General features: G+C 60.2%; 23 protein-coding genes. 17 read left to right on the top strand and 6 right to left on the bottom strand.

Annotation, left to right across the window (positions count from 1 at the left end):
- Positions 1 to 5: 5 nt before the first annotated feature.
- The 3 genes from menA (at position 6) to HNQ65_RS01270 (ending at position 3083) form a co-directional block, all read left to right on the top strand.
- A complete protein-coding gene (gene menA, locus HNQ65_RS01280) occupies positions 6 to 899 on the top strand; it encodes a 1,4-dihydroxy-2-naphthoate octaprenyltransferase (RefSeq protein WP_184337584.1) in 894 nt (297 codons plus the stop codon).
- Between the two features lie 67 nt (positions 900 to 966).
- A complete protein-coding gene (locus HNQ65_RS01275; RefSeq protein WP_184337582.1) occupies positions 967 to 1929 on the top strand; it encodes a mandelate racemase/muconate lactonizing enzyme family protein in 963 nt (320 codons plus the stop codon).
- A complete protein-coding gene (locus tag HNQ65_RS01270; protein ID WP_184337580.1) occupies positions 1914 to 3083 on the top strand; it encodes an AMP-binding protein in 1170 nt (389 codons plus the stop codon). Before HNQ65_RS01275 ends, HNQ65_RS01270 begins: the two co-directional genes overlap by 16 nt.
- Here HNQ65_RS01270 and HNQ65_RS01265 read toward each other — a convergent pair.
- Positions 3049 to 3549 (bottom strand): hypothetical protein, encoded by a 501-nt coding sequence (locus HNQ65_RS01265; RefSeq protein ID WP_184337578.1) that lies wholly within the window; start codon positions 3547 to 3549, stop codon positions 3049 to 3051. The two genes, HNQ65_RS01270 and HNQ65_RS01265, sit on opposite strands and share 35 nt — an antisense overlap.
- Positions 3550 to 3866: 317 nt before the next feature.
- Between HNQ65_RS01265 and HNQ65_RS01260 the strand changes: the two genes are divergently transcribed.
- The 6 genes from HNQ65_RS01260 to HNQ65_RS01235 are packed head-to-tail and all read left to right on the top strand — an operon-like array spanning position 3867 to position 8019.
- Entirely contained in the window at positions 3867 to 4106 is a 240-nt protein-coding gene (locus HNQ65_RS01260) for a glycine zipper domain-containing protein (protein ID WP_184337577.1), read from the top strand.
- 51 nt (positions 4107 to 4157) lie between these two features.
- The gene (locus HNQ65_RS01255) at positions 4158 to 4517 is read left to right on the top strand and encodes a glycine zipper domain-containing protein (RefSeq protein WP_184337575.1); all 360 of its coding nucleotides are present in this window, start codon (positions 4158 to 4160) and stop codon (positions 4515 to 4517) included.
- 50 nt (positions 4518 to 4567) lie between these two features.
- Entirely contained in the window at positions 4568 to 5071 is a 504-nt protein-coding gene (locus tag HNQ65_RS01250) for a GtrA family protein (protein WP_184337574.1), read from the top strand.
- 12 nt (positions 5072 to 5083) lie between these two features.
- The gene (locus HNQ65_RS01245; RefSeq protein ID WP_184337572.1) at positions 5084 to 5545 is read left to right on the top strand and encodes a tRNA (cytidine(34)-2'-O)-methyltransferase; all 462 of its coding nucleotides are present in this window, start codon (positions 5084 to 5086) and stop codon (positions 5543 to 5545) included.
- A 41-nt stretch (positions 5546 to 5586) separates the two neighbouring features.
- Positions 5587 to 6264, top strand: coding sequence for an ABC transporter ATP-binding protein (locus HNQ65_RS01240; protein WP_184337570.1), 678 nt, complete (start codon positions 5587 to 5589; stop codon positions 6262 to 6264).
- A gap of 54 nt (positions 6265 to 6318) precedes the next feature.
- Positions 6319 to 8019, top strand: a complete 1701-nt coding sequence (locus HNQ65_RS01235; RefSeq protein ID WP_184337568.1) for a glycoside hydrolase family 75 protein — start codon at positions 6319 to 6321, stop codon at positions 8017 to 8019.
- 1 nt (position 8020) lies between these two features.
- On the opposite strand, the gene hemB is transcribed toward HNQ65_RS01235, so the two are convergent.
- Entirely contained in the window at positions 8021 to 8995 is a 975-nt protein-coding gene (hemB, locus tag HNQ65_RS01230) for a porphobilinogen synthase (protein WP_184337567.1), read from the bottom strand.
- Between the two features lie 99 nt (positions 8996 to 9094).
- Positions 9095 to 9619 carry a hypothetical protein gene (locus HNQ65_RS01225; RefSeq protein WP_184337565.1) on the bottom strand — a complete coding sequence of 175 codons (525 nt, stop codon included), beginning with the start codon at positions 9617 to 9619 and terminating at the stop codon, positions 9095 to 9097.
- 126 nt (positions 9620 to 9745) lie between these two features.
- Here HNQ65_RS01225 and HNQ65_RS01220 point away from each other — a divergent pair, with 126 nt between their 5' ends.
- Positions 9746 to 12856 (top strand): PVC-type heme-binding CxxCH protein, encoded by a 3111-nt coding sequence (locus HNQ65_RS01220; protein WP_184337564.1) that lies wholly within the window; start codon positions 9746 to 9748, stop codon positions 12854 to 12856.
- Positions 12857 to 13012: 156 nt separating this feature from the next.
- Positions 13013 to 13576: an LON peptidase substrate-binding domain-containing protein gene (locus HNQ65_RS01215; protein ID WP_184337562.1), complete on the top strand. Its 564-nt coding sequence runs from the start codon at positions 13013 to 13015 to the stop codon at positions 13574 to 13576.
- Between the two features lie 14 nt (positions 13577 to 13590).
- On the opposite strand, the gene HNQ65_RS01210 is transcribed toward HNQ65_RS01215, so the two are convergent.
- Together HNQ65_RS01210 and hisA are read right to left on the bottom strand one after the other, a co-directional pair.
- On the bottom strand, positions 13591 to 14394 hold the full coding sequence (locus HNQ65_RS01210; protein ID WP_184337561.1) for a fumarylacetoacetate hydrolase family protein: 804 nt from the start codon (positions 14392 to 14394) through the stop codon (positions 13591 to 13593).
- 65 nt (positions 14395 to 14459) lie between these two features.
- Positions 14460 to 15230: a phosphoribosylformimino-5-aminoimidazole carboxamide ribotide isomerase gene (gene hisA, locus HNQ65_RS01205; RefSeq protein ID WP_184337560.1), complete on the bottom strand. Its 771-nt coding sequence runs from the start codon at positions 15228 to 15230 to the stop codon at positions 14460 to 14462.
- 315 nt (positions 15231 to 15545) lie between these two features.
- Here hisA and leuA point away from each other — a divergent pair, with 315 nt between their 5' ends.
- The gene (leuA, locus tag HNQ65_RS01200) at positions 15546 to 17210 is read left to right on the top strand and encodes a 2-isopropylmalate synthase (RefSeq protein ID WP_184337558.1); all 1665 of its coding nucleotides are present in this window, start codon (positions 15546 to 15548) and stop codon (positions 17208 to 17210) included.
- A gap of 115 nt (positions 17211 to 17325) precedes the next feature.
- Positions 17326 to 17919 (top strand): HAD family hydrolase, encoded by a 594-nt coding sequence (locus tag HNQ65_RS01195; protein WP_184337556.1) that lies wholly within the window; start codon positions 17326 to 17328, stop codon positions 17917 to 17919.
- A 40-nt stretch (positions 17920 to 17959) separates the two neighbouring features.
- On the opposite strand, the gene rsmA is transcribed toward HNQ65_RS01195, so the two are convergent.
- Positions 17960 to 19303, bottom strand: a complete 1344-nt coding sequence (rsmA, locus tag HNQ65_RS01190) for a 16S rRNA (adenine(1518)-N(6)/adenine(1519)-N(6))-dimethyltransferase RsmA (RefSeq protein ID WP_184337555.1) — start codon at positions 19301 to 19303, stop codon at positions 17960 to 17962.
- Between the two features lie 140 nt (positions 19304 to 19443).
- Here rsmA and panD point away from each other — a divergent pair, with 140 nt between their 5' ends.
- From panD to HNQ65_RS01170, 4 genes are all read left to right on the top strand, one after another.
- On the top strand, positions 19444 to 19794 hold the full coding sequence (gene panD / locus HNQ65_RS01185; protein ID WP_184337553.1) for an aspartate 1-decarboxylase: 351 nt from the start codon (positions 19444 to 19446) through the stop codon (positions 19792 to 19794).
- Between the two features lie 88 nt (positions 19795 to 19882).
- Positions 19883 to 22942 carry a PVC-type heme-binding CxxCH protein gene (locus tag HNQ65_RS01180; protein ID WP_184337551.1) on the top strand — a complete coding sequence of 1020 codons (3060 nt, stop codon included), beginning with the start codon at positions 19883 to 19885 and terminating at the stop codon, positions 22940 to 22942.
- Positions 22943 to 23008: 66 nt separating this feature from the next.
- A complete protein-coding gene (locus tag HNQ65_RS01175; RefSeq protein WP_184337549.1) occupies positions 23009 to 23923 on the top strand; it encodes a dihydrodipicolinate synthase family protein in 915 nt (304 codons plus the stop codon).
- Between the two features lie 87 nt (positions 23924 to 24010).
- Positions 24011 to 24904 carry a sugar phosphate isomerase/epimerase family protein gene (locus tag HNQ65_RS01170; RefSeq protein WP_184337547.1) on the top strand — a complete coding sequence of 298 codons (894 nt, stop codon included), beginning with the start codon at positions 24011 to 24013 and terminating at the stop codon, positions 24902 to 24904.
- The last annotated feature ends 39 nt before the right edge of the window (positions 24905 to 24943 follow it).

Here is a 24943-nt window from a genome sequence, read left to right as displayed (position 1 = left end):
TCTTTATGCCCAACCTTCTCGACTGGATCGCCGCCGCACGCCCCAAGACCCTCGGAGCCGCCATCGCGCCTGTGGTGGTGGGATGTGCGCTGGGGGCCAGGATCTCGGGGCATTTTGACGGGTGGCTGGCCTTCTGCACGCTGGGCAGCTGTGGGGCGCTGCAGGTGGCCACGAATTTCTTCAACGACGCGCTGGACTCCATCAAGGGAGCGGACACGGCGGCGCGCATCGGCCCACGACGCATCACGGCCAGCGGTGCGGCGTCTGCCAGAACGGTCAAACTGGCCGCCTGGCTCATGCTGGGTGTGGCCACGCTGCTGGCGCTGCCGCTTTTTGCCGCGCGCGGGCTGCCCATCCTTTTCATCGGCATTCCATCGCTGTACTTCTGCTTTGGCTACACCGGTGGACCAGTGCCGCTGGCCTATCGCGGTCTGGGCGAGCTGTTTGTGATTTTGTTCTTCGGCTTTGTGGCGGTAACCGGCACTGTCTTTGTGCAGACGGGAGAGTGGCGCGAGGCCGCTGTGGTGGCCGGATTCCAGATCGGCTGCCTGAGCACCGTGCTCATCGCCATCAACAATCTGCGAGATGTGGCCGAGGATGGTCAGACCGGCAAAAAGACGCTGGCGGTGCGCTTTGGCGTGGGCTTTGCGCGTACAGAGATCGTACTGCTGCTGGTGGCAGCGCATGCGGCAGGCATCTACTGGTGGCAGCAGGGCTGGCCGCGTGCCTTTGCACTGCCGCTCGTCACCCTGCCACTCGGTCTTCTGATTGCATGGAAGGTTGTCACCCAGCCGCCCGGACCGGGCCACAACCGCCTGCTGGCCATGAGCGGTGCTCAGCTTCTGGCTTTCTCCGGCCTCATGAGCTGGGCCATCGCCAACGGACCACGAGGAATGTGATGACCTGAAAGGCTCTTCTGGCACAGGCCGGGAGCGTCGTCTATGACGTATAGGATCTGTGCTTCCCATGTCCTCGCCCATCTACGTCCACGAATACCTCCTGCGCAGCGGCGTGGCGCTGAATGCGGTGTCCATGCGCCGTGTCTTTGCCGGGGCATTGATCTTCGTGGATGGCGGCTACGGCTGCATCCACCCCTGGCCCGAGTTTGGCGATGCGCCTGTGGAGGAGCAGCTGCGCCTGCTCAGCGAGGGTGTGACCACACCCGTTACGGCTATGGCGCTGCGCTGTGCGGAGATCGACGGCGCGGCGCGGCGGGCTGGCGTGAGCCTGTTTGAGGGGCTGGAAATACCGCGCAGCCACTACTCCTGGAGCTTTGCCAGCGACACCGAGCCGCAGATGCAGCGCGTACTGGAAGAAGGCTGGCCCGCCATCAAAGCCAAGGGCTTTGCCAACTACGGTGAGACGACACGCTTTCTCGAAGCCTGCTCCAAACGCTTCGAAGCCCAGGGCATACGCCTGCGCGTGGACTTCAATGGCGTGCTGGACCGGCTGACGTTTGAGAAGTTCATCGAGTTCATGCCGCTGCGTGTGTACCGTGCGCTGGATTTTGTGGAAGACCCCTTCCCCTATGACGCCGCCGCCTGGGAGTCCATGAGGCAGCGCTGGGGGGTGAAGCTGGCTCTGGACAAAGGCTGGAAAGACGGCACGCAGGGCTTTGACGCTGTGGTGGTGAAGCCCGCACGGCGGGACTGGCGCACCGTGGCGCAGACGCACCCACACAGCCCGCTGGTGCTCACCTCGGCCATGGATCACGCCCTGGGGCAGATGTTTGCAGCCTACGAGGCGGCGGTGGCTTTGTCAGAAGGACAGTCGCTGGACTTCTGCGGCTTGTGCACGGAGCACCTGTTTGAAAAAGACGCCTTCTTTGAGCGTGTGAGCTCCCACGGTGGCCACCTCACGGCAGACCGCAGTGGAGGCGGCCTGGGCTTTGGAGAAGTTTTGCAGTCACTGCCATGGAGACGCTTGTAAAAATCGGGCCAGAATTCTGGACAGACGGTAGTGTGTGCATCGCGGAGGCTGCACCTACGGCCGAAGGCGCCTCATTGGCGGCGTATGCAAAGCACACACTGCAGGCGCATGACTGGTGCTTTTTCCAAACCAGCGGCACCGAGGGAGCGCGAAAATGGGTAGGTCTGACCAAGGAATCTCTGCGCATCTCCGCGCGCGCGGTGAATACGCATTTTCACATCACCGCTCAAGACCACTGGCTGCTCGCTCTGCCCACGCATCATGTGGGCGGCTTCGGCATCCTGGTGCGTGCGCACCTCAGCGGTAGCGCCATCACGAGGCTGGAGGGCAAATGGAATGCGCGGGCCTTTGTGCAAAAGTGCCTAGAGACAGGTGCCACGCTGGCTTCACTGGTGCCCACGCAGATCTTTGACCTCGTGTCAGCCCAATTGCGTGCGCCCGAGTCCTTGCGTGCCGTACTGGTAGGGGGCGCTGCCTTGAATGCCGAGCTTGAAGCCGCAGCCCTGGGCCTTGGCTGGCAGGTGCACCGCACCTATGCCATGACAGAAACCGGTTCCACCCTGGCCGTGCAGCCGCAGCCGGGCGCAGAGCTGGAGGTGCTGCCGATATGGCAGGCAAGCACCGATGCCGAGAGCGTGCTTACAGTGCAAGGGCCTGCTCTCGCTCAAGGCTACGCCATCTTTGAAAAAGGCCGCTGGCACTGGGAGCCGATACCTGAAGAAGGTCTGCGCACACGAGACCGCGTCGAGATCAGCGCCGCAGCAGATGGAGCACGTTTTCTGCGCTTTATAGGACGTGAGGCGGGCATGGTGAAAATCCTCGGAGAGCTCGTCTCCCTCAGTCCTATTCAGGATCGCATTGAGGCGTTAAAACTTAGCTTGGGAGTGCAGCATGCTGATGCAGCAGTGTGCGATGTCCCCGACAGCCGCAAAGAAAGCCGCCTCGTTCTCGTCGTAAGCGGCATCAATGACGACGAAGCCACCCAAATGCAAAAGGGCCTCAACGAAACGTTGAGGCCCTTCGAACAGATTCTTGATGTGCGGTTTGTGTCAGCCATACCGCGCAGTGAGCTCGGCAAAGTGCGACTGGCCGAGCTGCGTGCGCTGCTGCACTGGAGAATTACTCCTTGGGAGCCGAGCCATCCAGCGGAGTGATGACAGGGCGGTCCTTCATCTCAGGAGAGATCAGGTAATTCTTCGGATTCGCAGGATCCGGCACGAACGAAATGAGGAAGAGCTCCTCGATACGGTCGGTGAGTGTCTCCTGTGAGGTGCGCACAGTTACATGCACGTAACCCTTGTCCTTTTCTTCTGCGAGACCGAGGACAGTGATTTTGAGGGTTTCCTGCTTACGCTTGGTGGCCTCAGGAGTCAGCTTGAGCTTCTTGTGCCACGCTTCACGGTCCACTTGGTAGAATTCCTGCGGAGTCATCTTTTCCAGATCGCCAACACCCTTCACGTTGTATCCGGCGAGCATGTTTTCCTCGTCGGTCATGGTCGGGGCGGATTTGATGATGCTGACGGTTTCCCGCTGGCGGCGTTCCAGGGAAGAAGGAAGCAGCATCTGTGCCGCAGTTTTCCAATCTTGCTGCACCACAGCAGCCAGATATTTCTTCACCATTCCGGCGCATGGGTGGTCGGAGGGAAGCTGCTCAGCACGCACAGGCTGTGCTACGAAACTGAAAAATGAAACGGCCAATAGGCTACGAAGTAGAAAACGCACTTGCATAAAAGGAGATGAAATCGGGGGACGGGGCGGTTTGTAATCGCAGGCGCAAAGCCCGTCAAATAAAGAAACCCGGTCCGGACAACCGAAAGCAAAGCGCTCATTCAGAATAGAAACTTGCGCCAGAGCGTAGGAATTTTCTTTTCTTTATGAACAATTGGAGCCTATTTTGCGACAAAGCTGATTGCTTTGACAGCACAACACACACTCCTATGAAACACATCCTCCTCTCCATCGTTACTGCTGCTACCATCACTTCCTGCGCCTCCGGACCTGCTGCTCAGCAGGGAGCCGTCATCGGCGGACTCGGCGGCGCTGCTGTCGGCGGTATCATCGGCTCCCAGAGCGGTCGCGGTCTTGAAGGTGCCGCTATCGGCGGCGCACTCGGCGCACTGGGCGGCAATGCCATCGGCAATGCCAAGGACCAGCGTCGTCGCGGGTACTACTACTAAATCGTGCTCTACATCGCGTCCGATTCGTATTACTCCTGAAATCGAAACGACATGAAAAACACCCTCATTACTGCTCTCTCCGCGCTCTCGCTTGTTTCGTGTGCCACGGGCCCTAACGCGCAGACTGGTTCTGTGCTTGGTGCCTTGGGTGGTGCCGCTGTCGGCGGCATCATTGGCTCCCAGAGCCACCGCGGGCTGGAAGGCGCGGCCATCGGCGGCGCTCTCGGCGCTCTCGGCGGCAATGCTCTCGGCAATGCCCGCGACCAGCGCAATGGATACGGCTACGGCCAACAGCCCCCTCCGCCTCAGCAGCAGGGCGGCTACTATGACAACCGTGGCAACTGGCGTCAGGGACCGCCTCCTCAACGCGGCGGTTACTACGACAACAACGGCAACTACCGTTACTACTAGTAGTCGCATCATTTGCTTGCACAGCAGCAATCCCCGGAGAGCCTCACTCGATGACAAAAATCGGTGAGGCTCTTCAATTTTTCCGTGAAAACAGCTGGCGTTCCATTCTTGCGAGACTGAACTCTCGCGACACGCATCCCTTCATTCAGTTCATCAAATACACCATTTGCGGTGTAGGCTCGCTGACTGTCACCACGGCGATCTTTGTGGCCCTTTCCAAGTGGGGCATGTTTCCAGCCTTGGACAGCAGCCTGCCCAACGAGGTGCGCGCGCTCAACAGCACGTACAACAACCTCATCTCCTTCTTCTTCGGGAACATCTTTGCTTATGTGACCAATTCCCTCTGGGTCTTCACCCCGGGGCGTCACCACCGCGTCCTGGAGTTCATCTACTTCACAGCGGTAAGCACCACAGGCTTCACCATCGGTCTTCTCTCAGGGCCGCTGCTCATCAAGATGTACGGCATCAGCACCCTGGCGGCGCAGCTTCTGCTCATCGTTTCCTCCACGATGGTGAATTTCGTGTGCCGGAAGTTCTTCGTTTTTAAAGGCTGAGTTGCACGAACGATGCTGCACATCGTCCTCTTCCAGCCGGAGATCCCACACAATACGGGGGCGATCGGTCGGCTTTGCCTGGCAGCCGGAGCGCGACTTCACCTGATCAAGCCGCTGGGCTTCAGCCTGGACGACAAGCAGCTCAAACGCGCCGGGCTGGACTACTGGCAGGAAGTGGACGTGCACGTGTGGGAGCGCTGGGAGGATCTGCGCACCTCCATGCCCCTGGATGCAGTCCTCTATTTCATCGAGTGCCAGGGTGAAAAAACCTACTGGGACACCAGCCTCTCCGCTGAGGATCTCTATCTCGTCTTTGGCCCGGAGACACGTGGCATCCCGCCCTCCGTCATCCGCACGGAGCAGTGCCTGAGCATTCCCATGCAGGGCACCCGCAGCCTGAATCTGGCCACTGCTGCCGGCATTGTCATGTATGAGGCGCTGCGGCAGCGTACACTAGCGGGCATCATGCCTTGACGCCGCGTGGCATCTGCGGAGCGTATGCTTACCTCTTTTTCATGAGCCAGCAAGCCGCCCCACTCGCCGCACAGGATGTGCATCGTACCTACCACCTCGCCGGGCATGACCTGCCGGTGCTAAAGGGGGTGAATCTCGAAGTCGCTGCTGGGGAGAAGGTTTTTCTCTGCGGCCAGTCCGGCGCGGGCAAGACCACCCTGCTCTACGTGCTCGGCGGCCTGGAGCAGCCCACCTCCGGAGATGTGATGGTGCACGGGCGCTCGCTCTATCACACCGCTGCGGAAGAGCGCGCACGTACGCGTAACCAGGTCATGGGCTTCGTCTTTCAGCATTACTTCCTGCTGCCAGAACTCACTGCATTGGAAAATGTGATGCTGCCCTCCATGATCGGCGGCCGCAAGGCCGAGGCCCGCGCCCGCGAACTGCTGGACAAGGTGGGCCTGAGCGCACGCCTGCAGCATCTGCCCACCGAACTCTCTGGCGGCGAGCAGCAGCGTGTGGCCATTGCCCGCGCTCTGATCAACAATCCCGGCATCATCTACGCCGACGAGCCTACCGGAAATCTCGACGCCAGCACCGGTGGCGGCGTGATCGACATGCTCATGCAAGTGGTGGACGAGGCTAAAAAGACCCTCGTCGTGGTCACGCATGACCAGACCCTGGCCAAGCGTGGAGACCGCCGGCTTATCCTCAAGGAAGGCCGCCTGGAGGAAGGCTGACGATGACGACGCGCTCGCCACGGCGCTGAAACGTGGTTACATTTTAGCGCACGTATGTCTTTGGAATCTCCTCAATCCGCCACTGACGGCCAGTCCACCGCCACAGCCAGCCCGACGCCCAAAAAGCGCGGCTGCCTCAGCTCGCTTATCCGCACGGTGTTTTTGCTGACTCTGCTCACCGCGCTGGTGCTGCCCTTCACCCCCTTTGCGGGCAAGATCAAACGCGGCATCCAGGACATTGTGGCTTCCGCACGCGGGGCCAAAGAGCGCATCGTCACCCGCGATGTGCTGCGGGACGTGATCAAAGAAGTTCCTGTGGTCAAGGAAGTGACCAGGGAGGTCATCCGCGAGGTGCAGCCACCGCTGCCGGAGAAGTTCATCGCACGCAAAGATGTGGACGTGGCCACGCTTTTCAATGGAATCACCGTCAAGACCAACCTCATCACTGAGGAAGGCGGCTTTGCCAGCCTGGAGCGTCTGGACCCCGAAGCCTACAAGGCGGAGTTTCAGCTCAGCATTCGTGTACCAAAGGCCAACCAGACGATGGCCGAACTCTCGCGTATCAACAAGAACCTGCCCACCATGCTGCCGGGATTGGAGACCATGCTCAGCAGCGCCAAGGTCAGCGGCTTCTACCACAAGCTATACGAAAACAAGACTCACCGCGTTCAGAACGATCTCACACGCCTGAACAAGATCCTGGACCGTCACAACTTCTATGACACCGAGACCATCCTGGAGATGACCCATCCTGCCACCCAGCGCCGAGCCCTCCTCATCCAATCTGAGATGGACGTGGTAGCCGACGGCTCCGACGGCGACCGCATGCCCACGCTGGATGAATACATCTACCTCTCGGATTACTACCAGCCCTTTACCAGCTACGCCTGGGCCAAGACCTCCAAGACGCCCAACCCGCTGCAGGCCAAATGGGAGGAGCGCCTGCAAAAAGCACAGGATGAATTTTCCAAGAAAGGACTCAGCGCCGCGCGCAATCGGGAGCTGAAGGTCATGATCGACCAGCTCAAGCTCGAGATCAGCGATTTCAAAGCCCGCAGCAGCCTCATTGCGGAGAAAGACCCCTTCATTGTGCTCTCCTTGCTCTTCCGCGGCTATGCGGACCAGAACAAGCACACCCCGCAGATCGGCGACTACGCCGCCGTCATTCACGAAGGCAAAATCTACCCCGCCATCTGCGGTGACTACGGCCCCAGCTTCAAGATGGGTGAGGCCTCTCTGCTCATGGCCAAGACCATCAACCCCAAGGCCACCCCCTATATCCGCCCGGAGAGCGATCTCAAGGTGACCTATCTCATCTTCCCCGGCACTGCGGATAAAGAGCGCGGGCCACCCGACCTTGTGAAGTGGAAGGAAAAATGCCTCTCGCTCATTGGAGAAGTCGGCGGTCTCGGTGCAGGCTACGAGCTCTATACGTGGGAGGACCCGTTCAAGAAGCCCGAGCCGCCTCCTGCGCCTACAGCCACCACCGCACCAGCAATCCCTGGCACAGCCCCCACTACGACTGCCTCACCTGGAACTCCCGCTACTGCCATCCCGCCTCCTGCGGCTCCAGGATCTCCAACCAGCCCGCCTGCGAGCAGCATGCCGCCATTAGGCGCACCGCCGGCCACACCTGCGCCTACAGGAACCTCACCCCCAGCCCCTGCCCCCATCTCTCCCGAGCCTCCGGCTGAGCCCGTAAAATCTGGCACAACCAAAACCGGCGGCACCAAAGCAAAGTCGAAGAAGAAGTAGCTCAGCGCCACGCAGCCGACCACTGCTTGGCAAAATAGGTCAGAATCATGTCCGCCCCTGCGCGGCGAATGCCGATGAGAGACTCGTTCACGATCTTGGTTTCGTCGATCCAGCCACCGGCAGCACCGGCCTTGATCATGAGATATTCTCCGCTCACCTGATATGCCGCGATGGGCAGCGGGCTGGCGGCACGGAGTTTGGCGATGATGTCAAGATACGGACCAGCAGGCTTCACCATGAGGATGTCTGCGCCCTCCTCTTCATCCAGTGCAGCCTCACGCAATGCCTCGCGCACATTGGCAGGGTCCATCTGGTAGGTCTTCTTGTCACCTGCTTTGGGGGCCGAATCCAGCGCACCACGGAACGGGCCGTAGTAGGCGCTGGCATATTTGGCGGTGTAACTCATGATCGAGACAGCTTGGAAGCCGGCACCATCCAGTGCGGCACGCAGCGCGGCCACACGACCGTCCATCATATCGCTTGGGGCCACGATATCCGCGCCCGCTCGCGCATGACAGAGAGCCTGCTGGCAGAGCACGGCCACGGTCTCATCATTCAAGATGCGGCCATCATCGGAAACGAGACCGTCGTGACCGTCGCTGTTGTAAGGATCCAGCGCCACATCGGTGATCACGGCCAAGGTAGGATGGGCGCTTTTCAGCGCACGGATAGCGCGTGGCACCAGACCATCGTCGGCATGGCAGGCCTCGGCGCCACGCGTCTTGAGCTCATCCGGAATGCGTGGAAACAAAACCACAGCCGGAACCCCCAGCGCATGGGCTTCCCCTGCCTCCTTCACCAGCCCCTGGATGCTCCAGCGGGTGCATCCAGGCATGGAATCAATCGGTGTGTTGGCGTCGCCTTCCTGAATGAAGAGCGGGTAGATCAGATGACCTGGTGTGAGCTCAGTCTCACGGACGAGGTCACGGATGGCCGGAGATTGACGGTTACGACGGGGGCGGATCGGAAGGTTCATTGGAAGTGTAAAAGCAATCTAACAGCTCGAACGGCAAAGAGTGCCTGGCATTTCAGCCATGCCAGTCTCTTGTCATGTTAAAGCCAGCAGTCCGGACTCTTAGTAGGGGGCACCGTTGCTCAGCCCTGCGCCATAGCCACCGCCATAAGGCGAACTGGTGGAAGGATTCTGCATCAGAGCGGAATTCATGCGATAGGAGGAGCCTTGATTGATCTGGGTGGCGGTTTGATTGAGGGCGGAAGAAGAGTACTGAAGCGCAGCTGCTCGCTCTTCGGCCTCACGCTCCTTCTGTGCCTCTACTTCGGCGATCATGAGCTGCCGTACCTTTTCGGTAATCTGGCCACGATTAGCAGCCCGGTTAATCGCCACCACACGGGGATTCTCCTCGATGTAACGACTGATGTAGCGCTCGATCTTCTGAGCGTCCCATTTGCCCTCCTGCGGCTTCCCTGCAGACTTGTCGGCGATCAGTTCGGCTTCGGTGGACTTGGGGGCCACGCCCGTCTCCACCGCACGCTTCACGTAGGCTTTGGCCTCTGCGGCGCTGCCCGCCTGATAGTCAGGGAGGGTGCTCTGGCAGGAGACTAGCAGGGCCGCACTCAAAAGAAGAACGATGTGTTTCATGGTTGACCGCTGAATCTGGAGAAGGTTTCCCGCATCACAAGCCAAACTCGTGGCTGTCTGGCTGTCCCGCCCGGCAGGACAAAGTAGTTGAGAGCGTGGGCCCGCTCTGGAAAATTCCCTTCCCCCATGATGCCTTCTCCCCTCACCTTCCTCGTACTGCTTGGCACCGCCACTCTGGCCTACGCTGCCAAGCCGGTGTTTGAAAGCCCGAAGATCACCAGCACCAGCGCCCCACGTCTGCAAAAGGTGGAGGCATCTCTCAAGGGAGCCAAGGAACTCTTCCTGGTGGTGACGGATGAAGGAGGCATCAGCTGCGACTGGGCGGACTGGATCGACCCCAAGCTCATCATGGCAGATGGCAGCACCAAGGACCTGACCAAGCTCAAGTGGAAAACCAGCAGCCAGGGCTCAGGCGGCACAAACGTGGGCAAATCCGCCATGGGCAAGCCCCTGCTGATCAACGGGCAGAGCTACACCACTGGCATCGGCACCCATGCCTACTCGGTCATAGCCTTCGATCTGCCGCCGGGGGTGCAAGGCTTCACGGCGCAGGTGGCACTGGATGACGGCGGTATGATCCGTGGTGGCAAACCCAGCGATGCCTCGATCAAATTTCAGGTGTACACCGAAACACCTCCCGGCGCGCCCAAGCCCCCGCCACCCCTCGTGGATGATGGCAAGACCGAGGTGCCTGCGGATCTTTTCTCGGTGCCCGAAGGGCTGGAGGTCACAGTCTGGGCCACCTCTCCGGCTTTGTTTAACCCCACCAACATCGACTTCGATGCCCAGGGCCGCCTCTGGGTGGCTGAAGGTGTAAACTACCGCAGCAAGGGGAGCCGCAGGCCCGAAGGCGACCGCATCGTAATTCTCGAAGACACCACCGGCTCAGGTCGTGCGGACAAGAGCACCGTCTTTGTGCAGGAGCCCGCATTAGCTGCACCGCTGGGTGTGGCGGTGCTGGGAAACAAGATCGTCGTCTCCCAGCCCCCTGATCTGCTGGTGTACACCGACGTGAATAGCGATGGCAAATTTGATCCCACCGTGGACAAGCGCGAGGCCCTGCTCACCGGCTTTGGCGGCCGCCAGCACGACCACAGCTTGCACAGTGTGACCGCCGGGCCTGACGGCCAGTGGTACTGGAACCAGGGAAACACTGGCGCGAAATTCACCGACCGCTCCGGCAAGACCTTCAGCATGGGCAGCCCCTACATGATGCAGGAACTGGCCGGCCTGAAAAGCGACGACGGCCATGTGTGGATCGGCGGCTTTGGCGCGCGCATGAATCCCGATGGCACAGGGGTGACGATCATCGGCCACAATTACCGAAACAGCTACGAGCAAACCGTCACCTCCTTTGGTGATGTGTTCCAGAGCGACAATGACGACCCGCCCGCCTGCCGCATCACCCCCGTGATGGAGGGGGGCAATGCAGGCTTTGCCTCCGCCGACGGCCTGCGCTCCTGGGGGGCCGACAAGCGCCCCGGTCAGGATACGCCCACCGCTGAGTGGCGTCAGGAAGACCCCGGCACCATGCCAGCAGGAGATGTTTATGGCGGCGGCTCGCCCACAGGCGTGGCCTTTTATGAAAACGGCGCGCTCGATAAAAAATGGAACGGCCTTCTTCTTGCCTGCGAGGCGGGCAAGAACGTCGTCTTTGGCTACCTGCCCAAGCACGATGGCGCAGGCTGGAAGCTGGAGCGTTTTGATTTCATGACCTCCAACAAGGAGAAGGAATTCGCCGGCTCCGATTTCCTCGGCGGCAAGCCCTCTGGCGAACTCAAGACGCGCTTCCGCCCCAGCGATGTGACGGTGGGCCCCGATGGTGCCATTTATGTAGCTGACTGGTTTGACGCCCGCGTGGGCGGCCACGGAACGCTGGACGAGCGCTACACCGGCACGATCTACCGGATCGCGCCAAAGGGTTTTATCTCCAATGTGCCTGCGCTGAAGCTGGACACCACCGAAGGCCAGATCGCCGCCCTGAAAAGCCCCGCGCCGAATGTGCGCTTCAGCGGCTTCAACGCGCTCAAATCCCAGGGTGCCAAAGCTGTGCCTGCCGTCGCTGCATTGCTCAAAGATGACAATGCCTACATCGCCGCCCGTGCCGCGTGGCTGCTCGCCCAGATGGGAAAAGAAGGAGTGGCCCAGGTGAAACCCTGGCTGGAGTCGAAGTCTGAAGAGCAGCGCCTCGTAGCTTACCGTGCCCTGCGCCGTGCCGGTGTGGATGTGCTGAGCATGGCCTCCACGATGGTCAATGATTCCTCCGCCGCCGTCCGTCGCGAAGTGGCGCTGACGCTGCGGGAGGTGCCAGAGGCTCAAAGCCTGCCGCTGCTCGTAAAGCTGGCTCAGCAGTTTGACGGCAAAGACCGTGCCTACCTCGAAGCACTTGGCCTCGGTGCCGAAGGCAAAGAGGCTGGACTCTATGCGGCCATCTGCCAGGACAAGCCAGCCACCTGGACAGAGGCTCAGGCCTGGACCGCGTGGCGCCTGCACCCGACTACGGCCGTGGAGGCCTTCAAAGCACGCGCTCTCGACAGCACACTGACCGAAGCCCAACGCAAGCTCATGATTACCGGACTGGCCTTCGTGAAAAGCCGCGAAGCCGCCGGTGCCATGATGGAGCTGGCCGTGGCAAAAAACTTCCCCATGCAAGAGCTGGCCAAATGGTGGCTGCTCAACCGCAAGGGCAACGACTGGCAGGCCTACGATGTGGACAACGGCCTCAAAACACTGGGCCTGTATGACCCGGCAAAAGTGAAGCTCCTTGCCGTAGAAATGCCGCCAGAACTCAAAGGAGTGCCCGAACTCCCCACGGGGGCGGAGATCGCCAAGCTGGCAGGAGACGTGCAGCGCGGACAGGCCGCGATAGCCGTTTGCTTCACATGTCACAAGGTGGGCCAGCAAGGCGTGGAATTCGGCCCCGATCTCACCGCCTTCGGCCGCCAGCAGCCGGTGGAGGTCATCGCCAATGCCATCGCCAATCCCTCCGCCGACATCTCGCACGGCTACGAGGGCAGCGAAATCAAGACCAAGAACGGCCTCACCATTACCGGCATGATCCTTTCCAGCGGAGACCCCGTCATGATCAAATGCATGGGCGGGCTGGTGCAGACCGTGCCCAAGGACCGCATCGCCAGCCAGAAGAAGATGAGCCGATCCCTGATGTACCAGCCTCAGCAGCTCGGCCTCACACCGCAGTCCATCCGGGACATTGTGGCCTATCTAAAGAGCCTGTAAGGAGCCAGCGGCCGGCGCCATTTGCTGACTTTTGCCGAGGAAATCTCTGAACCATGCGCCGTCTGGCGCACGTATCTGGTGGCATCAGACAACCGCATGGACATTTTGTCGAAGACATTCTCTGCCAAAGGCTTTGTGCTCCCGCACACTCTCCCAATGATTGTGCTCGACGAGTGCTACCACTTTCCGGGTTGCTTCCTGCCCCTCTTCATTTTTGAAGATCGCTACCGCCGCATGCTCGACCACGCCCTGCGTACAGACCGCATGTTCTGCGTAGGCGTGTCAGACGGGCATGACGGCGTGCTCCCGGTCGTTACAGCCGGACTGATCCGCGCCTCGGTTAAGAACCCGGATGGCACCTCTCAGGTGATGCTGTACGGAGTGTGCCGTGTCCGCATCACGGGCTGGGAGCAACTAACGCCTTTCCGCATCGCGCAGGTGGAGCCCGTGCTCACGCAGCCAGCTCCTATCAAAACCTTGCGCGAGCTCAAGGCTCAGGCTCTGGAACTCCTGCCCCCGCCCACTGACGACAGTTGTGCTTCCATGATGCAGCTGCGCACGGACTTGGAAGACATGGACGAGCCCGAATCGGTGTGTGACATCCTGGCATTTCACTTCGTCCACAACAAATCTGCACTCCGCCGTCTCTTGGAAGAGTGCTGCCCCCGCCGCCGCTACGAGATGCTCATCTGCGAACTGGAGAAGGCACAGGGCTGCTGAAAGTTGGGAGCTTTTCAGGCCTCGTCCCGCACTGGATTTGTCAGCGCGCCGATCTTCTCGATCTCGACGCTCACGCTGTCCCCATCCCTCATAAAGACTGGTGGTGTGCGAGCTGCGCCCACACCATGAGGCGTGCCGGTAAGGATGACTGTGCCAGGCATCAGCGTGGTGCTGCCACTGAGAAATTCGATCAGCGTCGGGACATCAAAAATCATGTCGTTGGTGTTCCAGTCCTGCATCGTATGGCCGTTGAGTATGGTTTTGATGCCCAGACTGTTCGGATTGGGAATCTCGTCCGCCGTCACCAGCACAGGCCCCAACGGGCAGAAGGTGTCAAAGGACTTGCCCCGGCACCACTGGCCGCCGCCGCCATGCTTCTGCCAGTCGCGGGCGCTCACGTCGTTGGCGCAGGTGTAACCCAGCACGTAGTTAAGCGCATCGGCCTTGCTCACGTTCTTTGCCCTCTTGCCAATCACGACCGCCAGCTCCGCCTCGTAGTCGACTTTGTCGCTCTTCAGCTTGGTGGGCAGCAGGATCGGCTCGCCGGGGTGCTGCACCACGTTCGGCAGTTTCATGAACACTACCGGATGCTTCGGAAGCTCCGCCTTCGTCTCCTCTGCATGCTTTTTGTAATTGAGCCCGATGCACACAATGGCAAATGGCTGCACAGGTGCCAGCAGCTTCACCACCTCCGCCTTGCGGTTTGTCACGCAGTGCTCGCCGAAGATGTCTCCCTCAATCACCAGCGCCGAGCCATCGGCCTGCTGCGCTGCATGTGCGATGTTCCCTTGAGAGTCGGAGTAGCGGATGATTTTCATGGCTGGAGTAGCGCGGGCAATCCTGCGCGCGAATCGAGCTTTCTCAATGGGCAAGATTGCCCGTACTACTTCACGCGCCGATTCCAGGCCACCAGCTCCTCATACTTTGCGCCGGAGCCACCAAAGAGATCTAGCGCACTGCCCACCGTGCCGTCCACGCGGCCATGGCTTAGCTCGTCGATGCGCTTCAAATCATCCAAGTGCCGGATGCCGCCTGCATAGGTCATGGGAATGGGCGAGTGCTCGCCGAGAAACCGCACCAGCGCCTCATCAATGCCCTCGCACTTGCCCTCCACATCTACGGCATGAATTAAAAACTCCGCGCACTGCCCGGCCAGAAAACGCAGGGACTCCGGCGTGACCTCCAACGTGGTGAGCGTCTGCCAGCGGTTCATCGCCACCGTCCAGCCCGTGGCCGTCGTCTTGCAGCTCAGGTCGATGACCAACCGGTCCTTGCCAGCAGCAGCCACCATGGCATCCAGCTTTGACTGATTGAACGTGCCGTCCGCTTCAAACAGATAGCTCGTCACGATCACATGGCTGGCTCCTGCATCTAGATACTCCGCCGCATTCTCCGGGCGGATACCCCCGCCCACCTGCAGCCCGCCAGGATAGGCTCCAGTCGCCGCTTTGGCCGCCGCCTCGTTACCCTTCCCCAGCAGGATCACATGCCCGCCCTTAAGCCCGTCGCGTTTGTAAAGATCGCCATACCAAGCCGCCTCGCGATCACTCACAAAATTCGTCTTCAGCCCCGAGCCATCATCCCGCAAAGATGAACCGACGATCTGTTTGACGCGGCCATCGTGGAGATCAATGCAGGGGCGGAACTGGGTCATGAGGTGGGTTGGGGAATCTTCTTCTTCCTCCTACTCCTACTCTTCCTCCCTTCAAGGTGGTATATCACCATTGAGTGACAGACTGGCCATCCAGCCCCCTCTTGACTACTCTCCCTTCCCTGCTTTGATACCTCCATCATGACCGCGCCCGCCAAGGCTCTCCTTCTTCTCTCCCTGCGACTTACGCTAGGGTAGGCGGCCCGTGTTTCCTCGTCATGCCCTTTGCCGTCACGTCGCGGCTGTTTCTCTCAGGTCAGGAAAATCCATCCTGCGCACGCCTGAAATCTCGCTAATCCTTTTCATTCTGTTTTTGTCATGTTGAAGAATCCGTCCTCCAAGTATCAGCCCTTTCCGCTGATCAACATCCCGAATCGTCAATGGCCGAGCCGCCATCTGACCCACGCGCCCATCTGGTGCAGTGTCGATCTGCGCGATGGCAACCAGGCGCTCGCCGTGCCGATGAATGTCTCACAGAAGCTGGACATGTTTGATGCGCTGGTGCAATGCGGCTTCAAGGAAATCGAAGTCGGCTTTCCCTCCGCCTCCAACACGGAGTTTCAGTTCAACCGCCGCCTCATTGAGGAAAAGCGCATCCCAGAGGATGTGACAATCCAGTGCCTGGTGCAGGCGCGCGAGGATTTGATCGAGAAGACCGTGGAAAGTCTGATCGGCGCCAAGCAGGTCGTCATCCACATGTACAACTCCACCTCGCCTGCGCAGCGCAAGTATGTGTTTGGCAAGAGCAAGGAGGAGATCATCGCCGTGGCGGTGAAAGGCGCGCAGATGATCAAGGACCGACTGCACCGCCTGACCGCAGGTGGCACCAAGGTGACCCTGCAGTACTCCCCCGAAAGCTTCAGCGCCACGGAAGTGGAATTTGCCAAGGAGATCAGCGAAGCCGTGATGGATGTGTGGCAGCCTACGCCGGAGAACAAGATGATCCTGAACCTGCCGGACACGGTGGAGGTGGCCATGCCGAATGTGTATGCCGACCAGATCGAATGGATCTGCACGAACATCAAAAACCGCGAGAGCCTGATCATCAGCCTGCACACGCACAACGACCGCGGCACCGGCACCGCTGCCACCGAACTGGGCCTGCTGGCCGGAGCCGACCGCGTTGAAGGCACCCTGTTTGGCAATGGCGAGCGCACCGGCAATCTGGACATCGTGCAGGTGGCCATGAACCTCTACATGCATGGCATCGATCCCAAGCTGGACTTCAGCGACATGAGCGGCCTCATCAGCATGTACGAGCGCACCACCGGCATGACTGTGCCTCCCCGCCAGCCCTACGCAGGCGAGCTGGTTTTCACCGCCTTCAGCGGCAGTCACCAGGACGCAATCAAAAAGGGACTGGCTGGCTACGAACAGCACAAGTCCATCTGGGACGTCCCCTACCTGACCATTGATCCCGAGGACATCGGCCGCGAGTACCGCGAGGTCATCCGCGTCAATTCGCAGAGCGGCAAAGGGGGCGTGGCCTACCTGCTGGAGAGCGAATTCGGCATCGAACTGCCCAAAGACATGCAGCGCGAGTTTGGCCCGCTGGCCAATGACATCGTGGACAAGCTGGGTCGCGAAGTCACCGCCGCAGAGCTCAAGGGCATGTTCTGGAAGGAATACATCGAGCGCGAGTCCCCTTACTCCCTGCATCACTTCCACGCAGACGGTGTGGATGGCGTTTTCACCTGCCGCTGTAGCCTGGTCATCAACGGCAAGGAGCGCGGCATTACCGGCAAAGGCAACGGCCCCATCGCCGCTTTTGCCCAGGCCCTCATTCAGGAGGCCGGAGCCCCTGCCTTTGAAGTGGCCACCTACCGCGAGCAGAGCCTCAGCTCAGGCACGGAGGCCAGCGCGCTGGCCTACATCCAGATCAAGACGACCAGTGGCAAGACTATCTGGGGAGCCGGTGTGGACACCAACATCGAACTCGCCTCCATCAAGGCAGTGCTGAGTGCGGTGAACCGGGCGGCGTGATGCCCCCCAGGCCCTGTCTTCCGCGTAGATGCGGAAGACGGTCTGCGGGATGCAGGCACTCCAGCCGAAAAGTTGGTTGCTGCCCGCTGCCGAGTGAGGTTTATCCACACACCCCATGTCCCTGCAAATCCCCGACTACCCTTTTCAAGCCTACATCTTCGACTGTGACGGCACGCTCGTTGATTCAATGCCACTGCACTACATTGCGTGGGTCGAGGCGCTGAAGCAGCATGATGCGCCGTATGAGTTTACCGAAGAGGAATTCTATGCGCATGCGGGCATGAAGGAGCAGGATGTGGTGAAGCTGCTGAATGCAAAGCATGGTGCCAATGTCGATCCAGTGAGTGTCGATGAGCTGAAGATGGAGATCTTTGCCCGGCGCATCCCCGAAGTACAGGCGGTGCGCCCGGTGGCGGAGTTTGCGCGCTCACTCGAAGGCCGCTTTCCCATGGCCGTGGCTTCCGGCAGCGAGGAATCCACCGTGCGCGGCTGCCTGACCGCCACCGGTCTGATCGACCTCTTTCCTATCATCATCACACCCAGGAAAGTAAAGCAAGGCAAGCCTGCGCCCGACATGTTCCTCCTGGCCGCCGAGCAGATGGGCATCGCCCCCAGTGAGTGTCTTGTACTGGAAGATGGCAACAGCGGCATCCAGGCGGCCAAAGCCGCAGGCATGCAGCATGTCTTTGTGCCACGGACGCTGAGGTGAAACAAAGTGCGGCGCGCGAGCTAGAACGTGCGAGCACTTTTCACTTCCTCCACGCCTTCCAGCACGTCACAAAGCCCTTGGCGAAATCCTGCGGCCGAGCGTCCACCCAGGCGTCAATGTCTTTGGGCTTGAACCATTCGCCCGTGGCAATCTCCTCGGGCAGGCAGCGCACGGGGCCGTCGTGATGGGCGAGGCGGAGCTCGACGAATTCGTGATCGGTGTTGTCTCCGGCCGGGATCTGTGCGGCGAGTTCGGTGGACGGCACGTGGATGCCGATCTCCTCGCCCAGTTCGCGCACAGCGGCGGTGGCGTAGTCTTCTCCGGCATCCAGATGTCCTGCAGCGCTGCTGTCCCACTTCAGCGGGGACACATCTTTGAGATGCGAACGCTGCTGCAGGTAGATCTGTCCACGCTTGTTGATGACGAAGATGTGCACCGCACGGTGCAGCAGCTTGCGCTTGTGCACTTCACCACGGGTCAGCTGGCCGATGACCTCGTTGCTCTCGTTCACCACATCGAACATCTCGCTGGCCTTCTGGCCTGCATCCGCCTCATGGCGCTGCTCATAATGGCGGGCAATTTGAATCCACTGCGCCAGAGACAGCGCCTCAGCACGCACGGTGGGGGAGACGCCGAGCGCCTGAATAAGAGAGTCCCAGCCGCCAGGGGCATCTGGCAGCAGGTTTTTGAGCTGCTTGCGCCGCTGGGAGAAACCCATGCGCACCAGGCGGTCAAACAGCACGTGGTCAAACACCGGCAGCGTGGCTGGATCTCGCGGAGTCAGGCGGATGATGGCGCTGTCCACCTTGGGTTTGGGATTGAAGACCTCCGGCGGCACCACGCGCAGCATCTCCACATTCCAGTCCTTCTGCACCAGCAGACTCAGTGCGCCGTAGGAGTCGTCTTCGCAGGTGGCTGCAAGGCGGTCGCACACCTCCTTTTGCAGCATAAAGACGGCGCAGCTCACCGGTGTGGGCGGGGTGAGCCAGTGCTTCAAGATCTCGCCGCCAACGGAATAAGGCAGATTGCCCACGAGCTTCAGAGGACCATGACGGAACCACGGCCGGAGATCAATGCGCGTGGCGTCATTGTGAATGACCTCCACGTCACCACGTCCTTCAAACTGCCCTTGCAGTTCCGGGCCGAGCTGGGCGTCTTTTTCGATGAGAATGAGCTTTTTAGGGCGCCCTACGAGATGCTTGGTCAGAGCCCCCATGCCAGGACCGATCTCCACCACGAGGTCAGCACCATCTGGCTGCACCTGATCGCCGATCCAGCGGGAGATCTCCTCATCCTGAAGGAAGTTCTGCCCCATGCTCTTGCGCGGGGTGAAGTTCTGGCGTGCGGGGGCGGATTCGGAGCGGCGTTGGTCGCGGTATCTCATCACTGCATAGAGTCACCAAAACAGCCTCACATCAAGCAGCCAGCGACATCCCGTGCGAGATCGCAGAAAGCAGGCTGCGGATAGCGTTTTTCCTTGCGCATCATTTCTTGACCCCCGGCCCAGATGGCGCACTCTGCGCTGTGCTCAGAACCCTCCTCAAATCCAAGCTCCACCGCGCCGCCATTACCGATGCCAACATCGCCTATGAAGGCAGCATCACCATCCCCACAGATCTCATGGAAAAAGCCGACCTGTGGAACGGCGAGAAAGTGCTGGTGACCTCGATCACCAACGGCGCCCGCTTGGAAACGTATGTCATTCCCGGCCCCAGCGGCTCGGGCCAGATCGTCGTCAATGGTGCCGCCGCCCACCTGATCAACACGGGCCACCGCGTCACCATCATGGCCTGGGGCGAAAGTGAAAATCCCATCATCCCCAAGCGCCTGCTGCTCAATGAGCGGAATGAGGTGGTGAATGACACCGTTTTGTGAGGCTTGAGACGGGCACCCCGTCACAAGAATACCACCATGGGCCACTTTCGGCTTTTGATGCCGTCGGAGGGGACCGTATGATCTGGGCATGATCCAGACTGCCGCCTGCTCCCTCACGCTGCTGCTAGCCTTCAGTTCCTCGCTTTTCGCCCAGGCGGACGGCATCAAGACGAAGACCACCTACGCCAAGGCCTACGGTGAAACCAAAAACGCCGTGGCCGTGGATCCCGCCAAGGATCTGCCGCGCTACCCCGCCGTGGAGCCCAAGGACGCCATCGGCACCTGGCAGGTGAAAAAGGGCTTCAAGCTCCAACTGGCCGCCAATGAGCCGCAGGTGCGCAGCCCCATCGCCGTGTGCTTTGACGAAAACGGCCGCATGTTTGTGTGCGAGATGATCGACTACAGCGAGATGCGCGATGTGACCCCGCACCTGGGCCGCATCTCCATGCTGGAGGACAAGGACGGCGACGGCCACTTTGAAACCAGCACCGTCTTTGCCGATGACCTCCCCTGGCCCACCGGCCTTGTGTGGGCGAATGGTGGCCTGTTTGTGGGAGCCACACCGGACATATGGCGCTTTGAGGACACAGATGGCGATGGCAGGGCCGAGGTGCGCGAGAAGGTCTTCACGGGCTTTGGCACCGGTTTGAAGATCCTCAATGTGCAGGGCCTGATGAACAGCTTTCAGTGGGGACAGGACAACCGCATCCACATCCTCGCAGGTGGTGGAAATCGCGGCGTGATCACCTGCCTCAAACGCTCAAATGACAAAGGCATCGAGCTCGGCGGCAAGGACTTCTGGTTTGATCCTCTCACGCTGGAGTTTGGTCTGGAAGGCGGCGGCGCGCAGTATGGCATGAGCTTTGACAACTACGGTCGCAAGTTTGGCTGCTCCAACAGTGACCATCTACAGTATTGGGTCTACGATGACAAGTATGCGAACCGCAATCCCTACTACGCCATGCCGCCTGCCAAGCAGAGCATCGCAGTGGATGGCGGTGCGGCGGAGGTCTTCCGCATCAGCCCGGATGAACCCTGGCGCATTATCCGCACGCGCTGGCGCATCGCCGGTGTGGTGAAAGGTGCCGTGGAAGGCGGTGGCCGTGTGAGCGGCTACTTCACCGGAGCCACCGGCACGACGATCTACCGTGGCGATGCCTATGGACCGGACTTCGTAAACAACAGCTTCACTGGAGACGCAGGCGGCCAGCTTGTGCATCGCAAGCTCATCAAGCCCAGCGCGGACGGCATCAGCCTCATTGGCGAGCGCCCGGCAGACGAGCATGGCTTTGAGTTCGCCGCCAGCAAAGACACCTGGGTACGCGTGGTGAACTTTGCCAACGCGCCCGACGGCTGTCTGCACATCTGCGACATGTATCGCGAGGTGATCGAGCACCCTTGGAGCATCCCGGACGAGATCAAAAAACACATCGACCTCAACAGCGGCAACGACCGCGGCCGCATCTACCGCATCGTGCCGGAGGGAGGCGCGGAGCGCATCGGCCAGAAGGTGGCTCTGGGAAAAGCCAGCACCGAAGAACTCGTGAAAACCCTTGGCCACCCCAACGGCTGGCACCGCGACACCGCGCAGCGCCTGCTCTATGAGCGCAAGGACAAGGCTGCTGTGCCGCTGCTGGAGAAAGTGCTGAGCGGAGACAATGCCCTGGCCAAGCTGCATGCGCTGGGGGCTTTGGCTGGCTTGGGAGTGCTGAGCGAAGATCACATTCTCACGGCACTGAAAGATGGCAGCTCTGCTGTGACAGAGCGTGCCTGCATTCTCGCCGAATCTCTCGTCTTCAAGAAGGCGAAGTCTGCAGATGACATTGTGCCACTGATGCTCAAGCTTACAGGCAAAGAAACAGCCGCACGCACGCGATATCAGGCTCTTCTCAGCCTCGGCAGTGTTGGACACCAGAACTACGGCACCAAACCGGATGCACTGGATGCCAGCATCGAGACTTCATTCGCCGAAACGATGCAGGATGACACGCTGAGAAGCTCGAAGAGCTGGGTAGCAGCAGTAGCGGGTGCACGGCCTCTGATTACTCAGCACACGCTGCTCCTGCTGCTGAAAAAGGATGCCGCCAAAGCCCCCCCCCCCTTGATCGAAGCCGTGGCCGCCATGAAACTTGAGCCAGGTGATCTCAACATTTTGATTTCATCCATCAGCAGCCTGCCAGCGAGCGCACTGGCGGGTGCTATTCAACCTCTGGCCAGCGGCTTGAAGCGCGCTGGCACCAGCATCGAGAAAGTGGACCATGAGCACAAGCTCGCCGCCGTCTTCACCAAAGCAGCTGCAAGCGCCGCAGATGCCAAGGCCACCGAATCCACCCGCCTGGAATCCATCGAGTTGCTCGGCCTCACATCCTCCAAAGAAGCCAGCGACGCTTTGATTCAATGCCTGACCAAAGGTCAACCGGATGCGGTACAGGCGGCGGCGGTGCGCACGCTGGCGCAGAGCGGAGCTGCTGCGGTGACGAAGACGCTGATCACAGGATGGGCCGGGTATGGACCGACGGCCAAAGAAGCGGCGCTGACGGCTCTGCTGGCGCGTGAAGATCGCGCACTGGCGCTGCTGGAATCCAATGTCGTAATGCCCACGGAGTTCTCCGCCTCACAGGTGCAAGCACTGCTCAAGCACAAGTCTCCCAAGGTCGCCGCTGCGGCCAAAACGGCGCTGGCATCTGTCATTCCACCATCTCGCGAGGAGGTCACGGCCAAGTTCCAGCCCGCCATCACGGCCAAGGGAGATGCCACCAAAGGCCAGGCGCAATACATGGCGCGTTGCATGGCCTGCCACCGTGCCGGAACGATGGGCATGCAGGTGGGCCCAGATTTGATTACGGTAAAAACCAAGGGCCGTGAGGCGTTGCTTACGGCAATTTTGGATCCTCACAAGGAAGTAGCATCACAGTTTATCGCTTATACGGTCAACACTAAGGATGGCCAGACGCTGGCCGGAATTATTACAAATGACACTGCTTCAAGCATGACCCTGAAGATGATGGGCGGCGTCGAAAAGACGCTGCAACGTGCTGAAATCAAAGGAAGCACGTCCACAGGGCAGAGCCTCATGCCTGAGGGGATCGAGACCGGAATGAGCGTCTCAGACATGGCTGATTTGCTTAGCTTCATCGAGGGACAGTAAAGCCCCCTCATTGCGGAGTCGTTTTTTCTTTGCAGCGGAGCGCACTCCGCGCTCCTGTGACCTTTCATGAAGACCACTCCCGTAACCTTTGAAGATCTGCAGTCCTCCGTCATCGCCGTGCCTCCGCTGTGCCGGAACAAAGATCTGTCCCTGGCCAAGTCGCAGAACAGCCGCTTGATCAAGCACATGTACAAAGGCGGCATCCGCACGCTGCTTTATGGGGGAAACGCTAATCTCTACAACATCGCCCCAAGTGAGTACCACGCGCTGCTGAAGATGCTGGTGGACATCTCTCCGGACGACATGTGGGTCGTTCCCTCCGTAGGCCCGATGTACGGCACGGCCATGGATCAGGCCAAGATCCTCAGCGAGTTCGCCTTCCCGACGGCGATGCTGCTGCCCACGCTCTTCCCTTCCAAGCCTGCAGGCGTGGCCACAGCCATCCGTCACTTTGTGGAAAAGTCCGGCATCAAGGCCGTGCTCTACATCAAGGACGGCGCCTACATTACTCCTGAGCTCGCCGCCGAGCTGGTGAATGACGGCCTCATCTCCTGGATCAAGTACGCCATCGTCGAGCCAGATCCGAAGAAGGATCCCTATCTCAAGAAGCTAACCAAGCTGGTGGACACCAAGCTCATCGTCAGCGGCATCGGCGAGCAGCCGGCCATCATTCACCTGCGCGACTTCGGCGTCACCGGCTTCACCGCAGGCTGCGTTTGCATCGCCCCAAGCCGCTCCACCGCCATGCTGCAGGCCATCCTGAAGAAGGACTGGGACACCGCCGAGAAGATCCGTGAGGAATTCGTGGCCCTTGAAGACCTGCGCAATGCCCACAGCCCCATCCTCGTGCTGCACCACGCAGTCGAGCTGGCTGGTGTGGCGCAGACCGGTCCCGTGCTGCCGCTGCTCACTGAGTTGCCAGCCAACCTCCTCACCAAGATCGAGAAGGCGGCCAAGGCACTACTGGCCAAGAACGGCTGAGAAAGGCGTTAGTCTCCGCTAAATGCCGACAGGTTTGAATTGACGGTTTGTGACAACTCACGTCATGCTCGTGCGTATTCTCACGCCATGACCTCACGCCGTCACTTCATCCAGACTCTTTCCTCCACCGCTCTTTTCGCCGCCTCGGGTGGCATCATGGCCCAAGAAGCCGCCAAGCCCGCACGCAAGCTGCGCAAGGCCATCATGGGTGGCACCCTGGGCATCAAGGGCACGCTGGTGGAGAAATACAAGGCGGCCAAAGAGGCTGGATACGAAGGCGTTGAGCCCGCCGGTGGGATGAATAATCAAGAGGTTATCGACGCCCTCGGCCAGTCCGGTCTGCAAGCCGCCAGCGTCTGCTGCCACACCCACTGGAAGCAGACGCTCACCCATGATGATCCCAAGATCCGCGAAGAAGGCCTGCAGGGTGTGCTAACAACGCTGCGCGATGCCAAGGCCTACGGCGCCGATTCCATCCTCGTGGTGCCAGGAGTGGTGAGCGAGACCGTCCCTTACGATGTGGCCTGGGAGCGCTCCATCACCGAAATCAAGAAGGCCGTGCCGCTGGCCAAGGAGCTGGGCGTCAAGATATCCATCGAAAACGTCTGGAACAACTTCATCCTCAGCCCCCTGGAAGCCGTGCGCTATCTCGACGAGGTGGGCGATCCCATCGTGGGCTGGCATTTCGACATCGGCAATGTGCTCCGCTACGGCTGGCCGGAACAGTGGATCAAGGTGCTGGGCAAACGCATCAACCGCATCCACGTCAAAGAATACAGCACCAAGAAGATGAAGGAGGAAGGCGTGTGGAAGGGCTTTGACTGCGATCTCACCGAAGGAGACAACAACTGGCCCGCCATCATGAAAGCTCTCGACACCGCTGGCTACAGCGGCTGGGCCATCAGCGAGCAGCGCGGAGGAATTAATTCCGGCGGCCTCAAGATGCTGACCGAGCGCATGGACAAGATTTTCGCAATGTAAGCAATCGTTCTCGATTTGCCCATCATTTGCCATTCATCA

Origin of the sequence: Prosthecobacter vanneervenii, assembly GCF_014203095.1 — a bacterium.
GTDB lineage: Bacteria > Verrucomicrobiota > Verrucomicrobiia > Verrucomicrobiales > Verrucomicrobiaceae > Prosthecobacter > Prosthecobacter vanneervenii.
This window is presented reverse-complemented; position numbering and strand designations above follow the sequence as displayed.

What these genes read in the sequence shown, in the direction of transcription:
- HNQ65_RS01240 (WP_184337570.1), top strand. Translation starts at nt 5,587, where the DNA reads ATGAGCCAGCAAGCCGCCCCACTCGCCGCACAGGATGTGCATCGTACC.
- HNQ65_RS01245 (WP_184337572.1), top strand. Translation starts at nt 5,084, where the DNA reads ATGCTGCACATCGTCCTCTTCCAGCCGGAGATCCCACACAATACGGGG.
- HNQ65_RS01180 (WP_184337551.1), top strand. Translation starts at nt 19,883, where the DNA reads ATGATCCAGACTGCCGCCTGCTCCCTCACGCTGCTGCTAGCCTTCAGT.
- HNQ65_RS01170 (WP_184337547.1), top strand. Translation starts at nt 24,011, where the DNA reads ATGACCTCACGCCGTCACTTCATCCAGACTCTTTCCTCCACCGCTCTT.
- rsmA (WP_184337555.1), bottom strand. Translation starts at nt 19,303, where the DNA reads ATGAGATACCGCGACCAACGCCGCTCCGAATCCGCCCCCGCACGCCAG.
- HNQ65_RS01250 (WP_184337574.1), top strand. Translation starts at nt 4,568, where the DNA reads ATGACAAAAATCGGTGAGGCTCTTCAATTTTTCCGTGAAAACAGCTGG.
- HNQ65_RS01195 (WP_184337556.1), top strand. Translation starts at nt 17,326, where the DNA reads ATGTCCCTGCAAATCCCCGACTACCCTTTTCAAGCCTACATCTTCGAC.
- HNQ65_RS01270 (WP_184337580.1), top strand. Translation starts at nt 1,914, where the DNA reads ATGGAGACGCTTGTAAAAATCGGGCCAGAATTCTGGACAGACGGTAGT.
- HNQ65_RS01215 (WP_184337562.1), top strand. Translation starts at nt 13,013, where the DNA reads ATGATTGTGCTCGACGAGTGCTACCACTTTCCGGGTTGCTTCCTGCCC.
- HNQ65_RS01275 (WP_184337582.1), top strand. Translation starts at nt 967, where the DNA reads ATGTCCTCGCCCATCTACGTCCACGAATACCTCCTGCGCAGCGGCGTG.
- menA (WP_184337584.1), top strand. Translation starts at nt 6, where the DNA reads ATGCCCAACCTTCTCGACTGGATCGCCGCCGCACGCCCCAAGACCCTC.
- HNQ65_RS01265 (WP_184337578.1), bottom strand. Translation starts at nt 3,549, where the DNA reads ATGGTGAAGAAATATCTGGCTGCTGTGGTGCAGCAAGATTGGAAAACT.
- hemB (WP_184337567.1), bottom strand. Translation starts at nt 8,995, where the DNA reads ATGAACCTTCCGATCCGCCCCCGTCGTAACCGTCAATCTCCGGCCATC.
- hisA (WP_184337560.1), bottom strand. Translation starts at nt 15,230, where the DNA reads ATGACCCAGTTCCGCCCCTGCATTGATCTCCACGATGGCCGCGTCAAA.
- HNQ65_RS01220 (WP_184337564.1), top strand. Translation starts at nt 9,746, where the DNA reads ATGATGCCTTCTCCCCTCACCTTCCTCGTACTGCTTGGCACCGCCACT.
- HNQ65_RS01225 (WP_184337565.1), bottom strand. Translation starts at nt 9,619, where the DNA reads ATGAAACACATCGTTCTTCTTTTGAGTGCGGCCCTGCTAGTCTCCTGC.
- HNQ65_RS01255 (WP_184337575.1), top strand. Translation starts at nt 4,158, where the DNA reads ATGAAAAACACCCTCATTACTGCTCTCTCCGCGCTCTCGCTTGTTTCG.
- HNQ65_RS01235 (WP_184337568.1), top strand. Translation starts at nt 6,319, where the DNA reads ATGTCTTTGGAATCTCCTCAATCCGCCACTGACGGCCAGTCCACCGCC.
- HNQ65_RS01210 (WP_184337561.1), bottom strand. Translation starts at nt 14,394, where the DNA reads ATGAAAATCATCCGCTACTCCGACTCTCAAGGGAACATCGCACATGCA.
- HNQ65_RS01260 (WP_184337577.1), top strand. Translation starts at nt 3,867, where the DNA reads ATGAAACACATCCTCCTCTCCATCGTTACTGCTGCTACCATCACTTCC.
- HNQ65_RS01175 (WP_184337549.1), top strand. Translation starts at nt 23,009, where the DNA reads ATGAAGACCACTCCCGTAACCTTTGAAGATCTGCAGTCCTCCGTCATC.
- leuA (WP_184337558.1), top strand. Translation starts at nt 15,546, where the DNA reads ATGTTGAAGAATCCGTCCTCCAAGTATCAGCCCTTTCCGCTGATCAAC.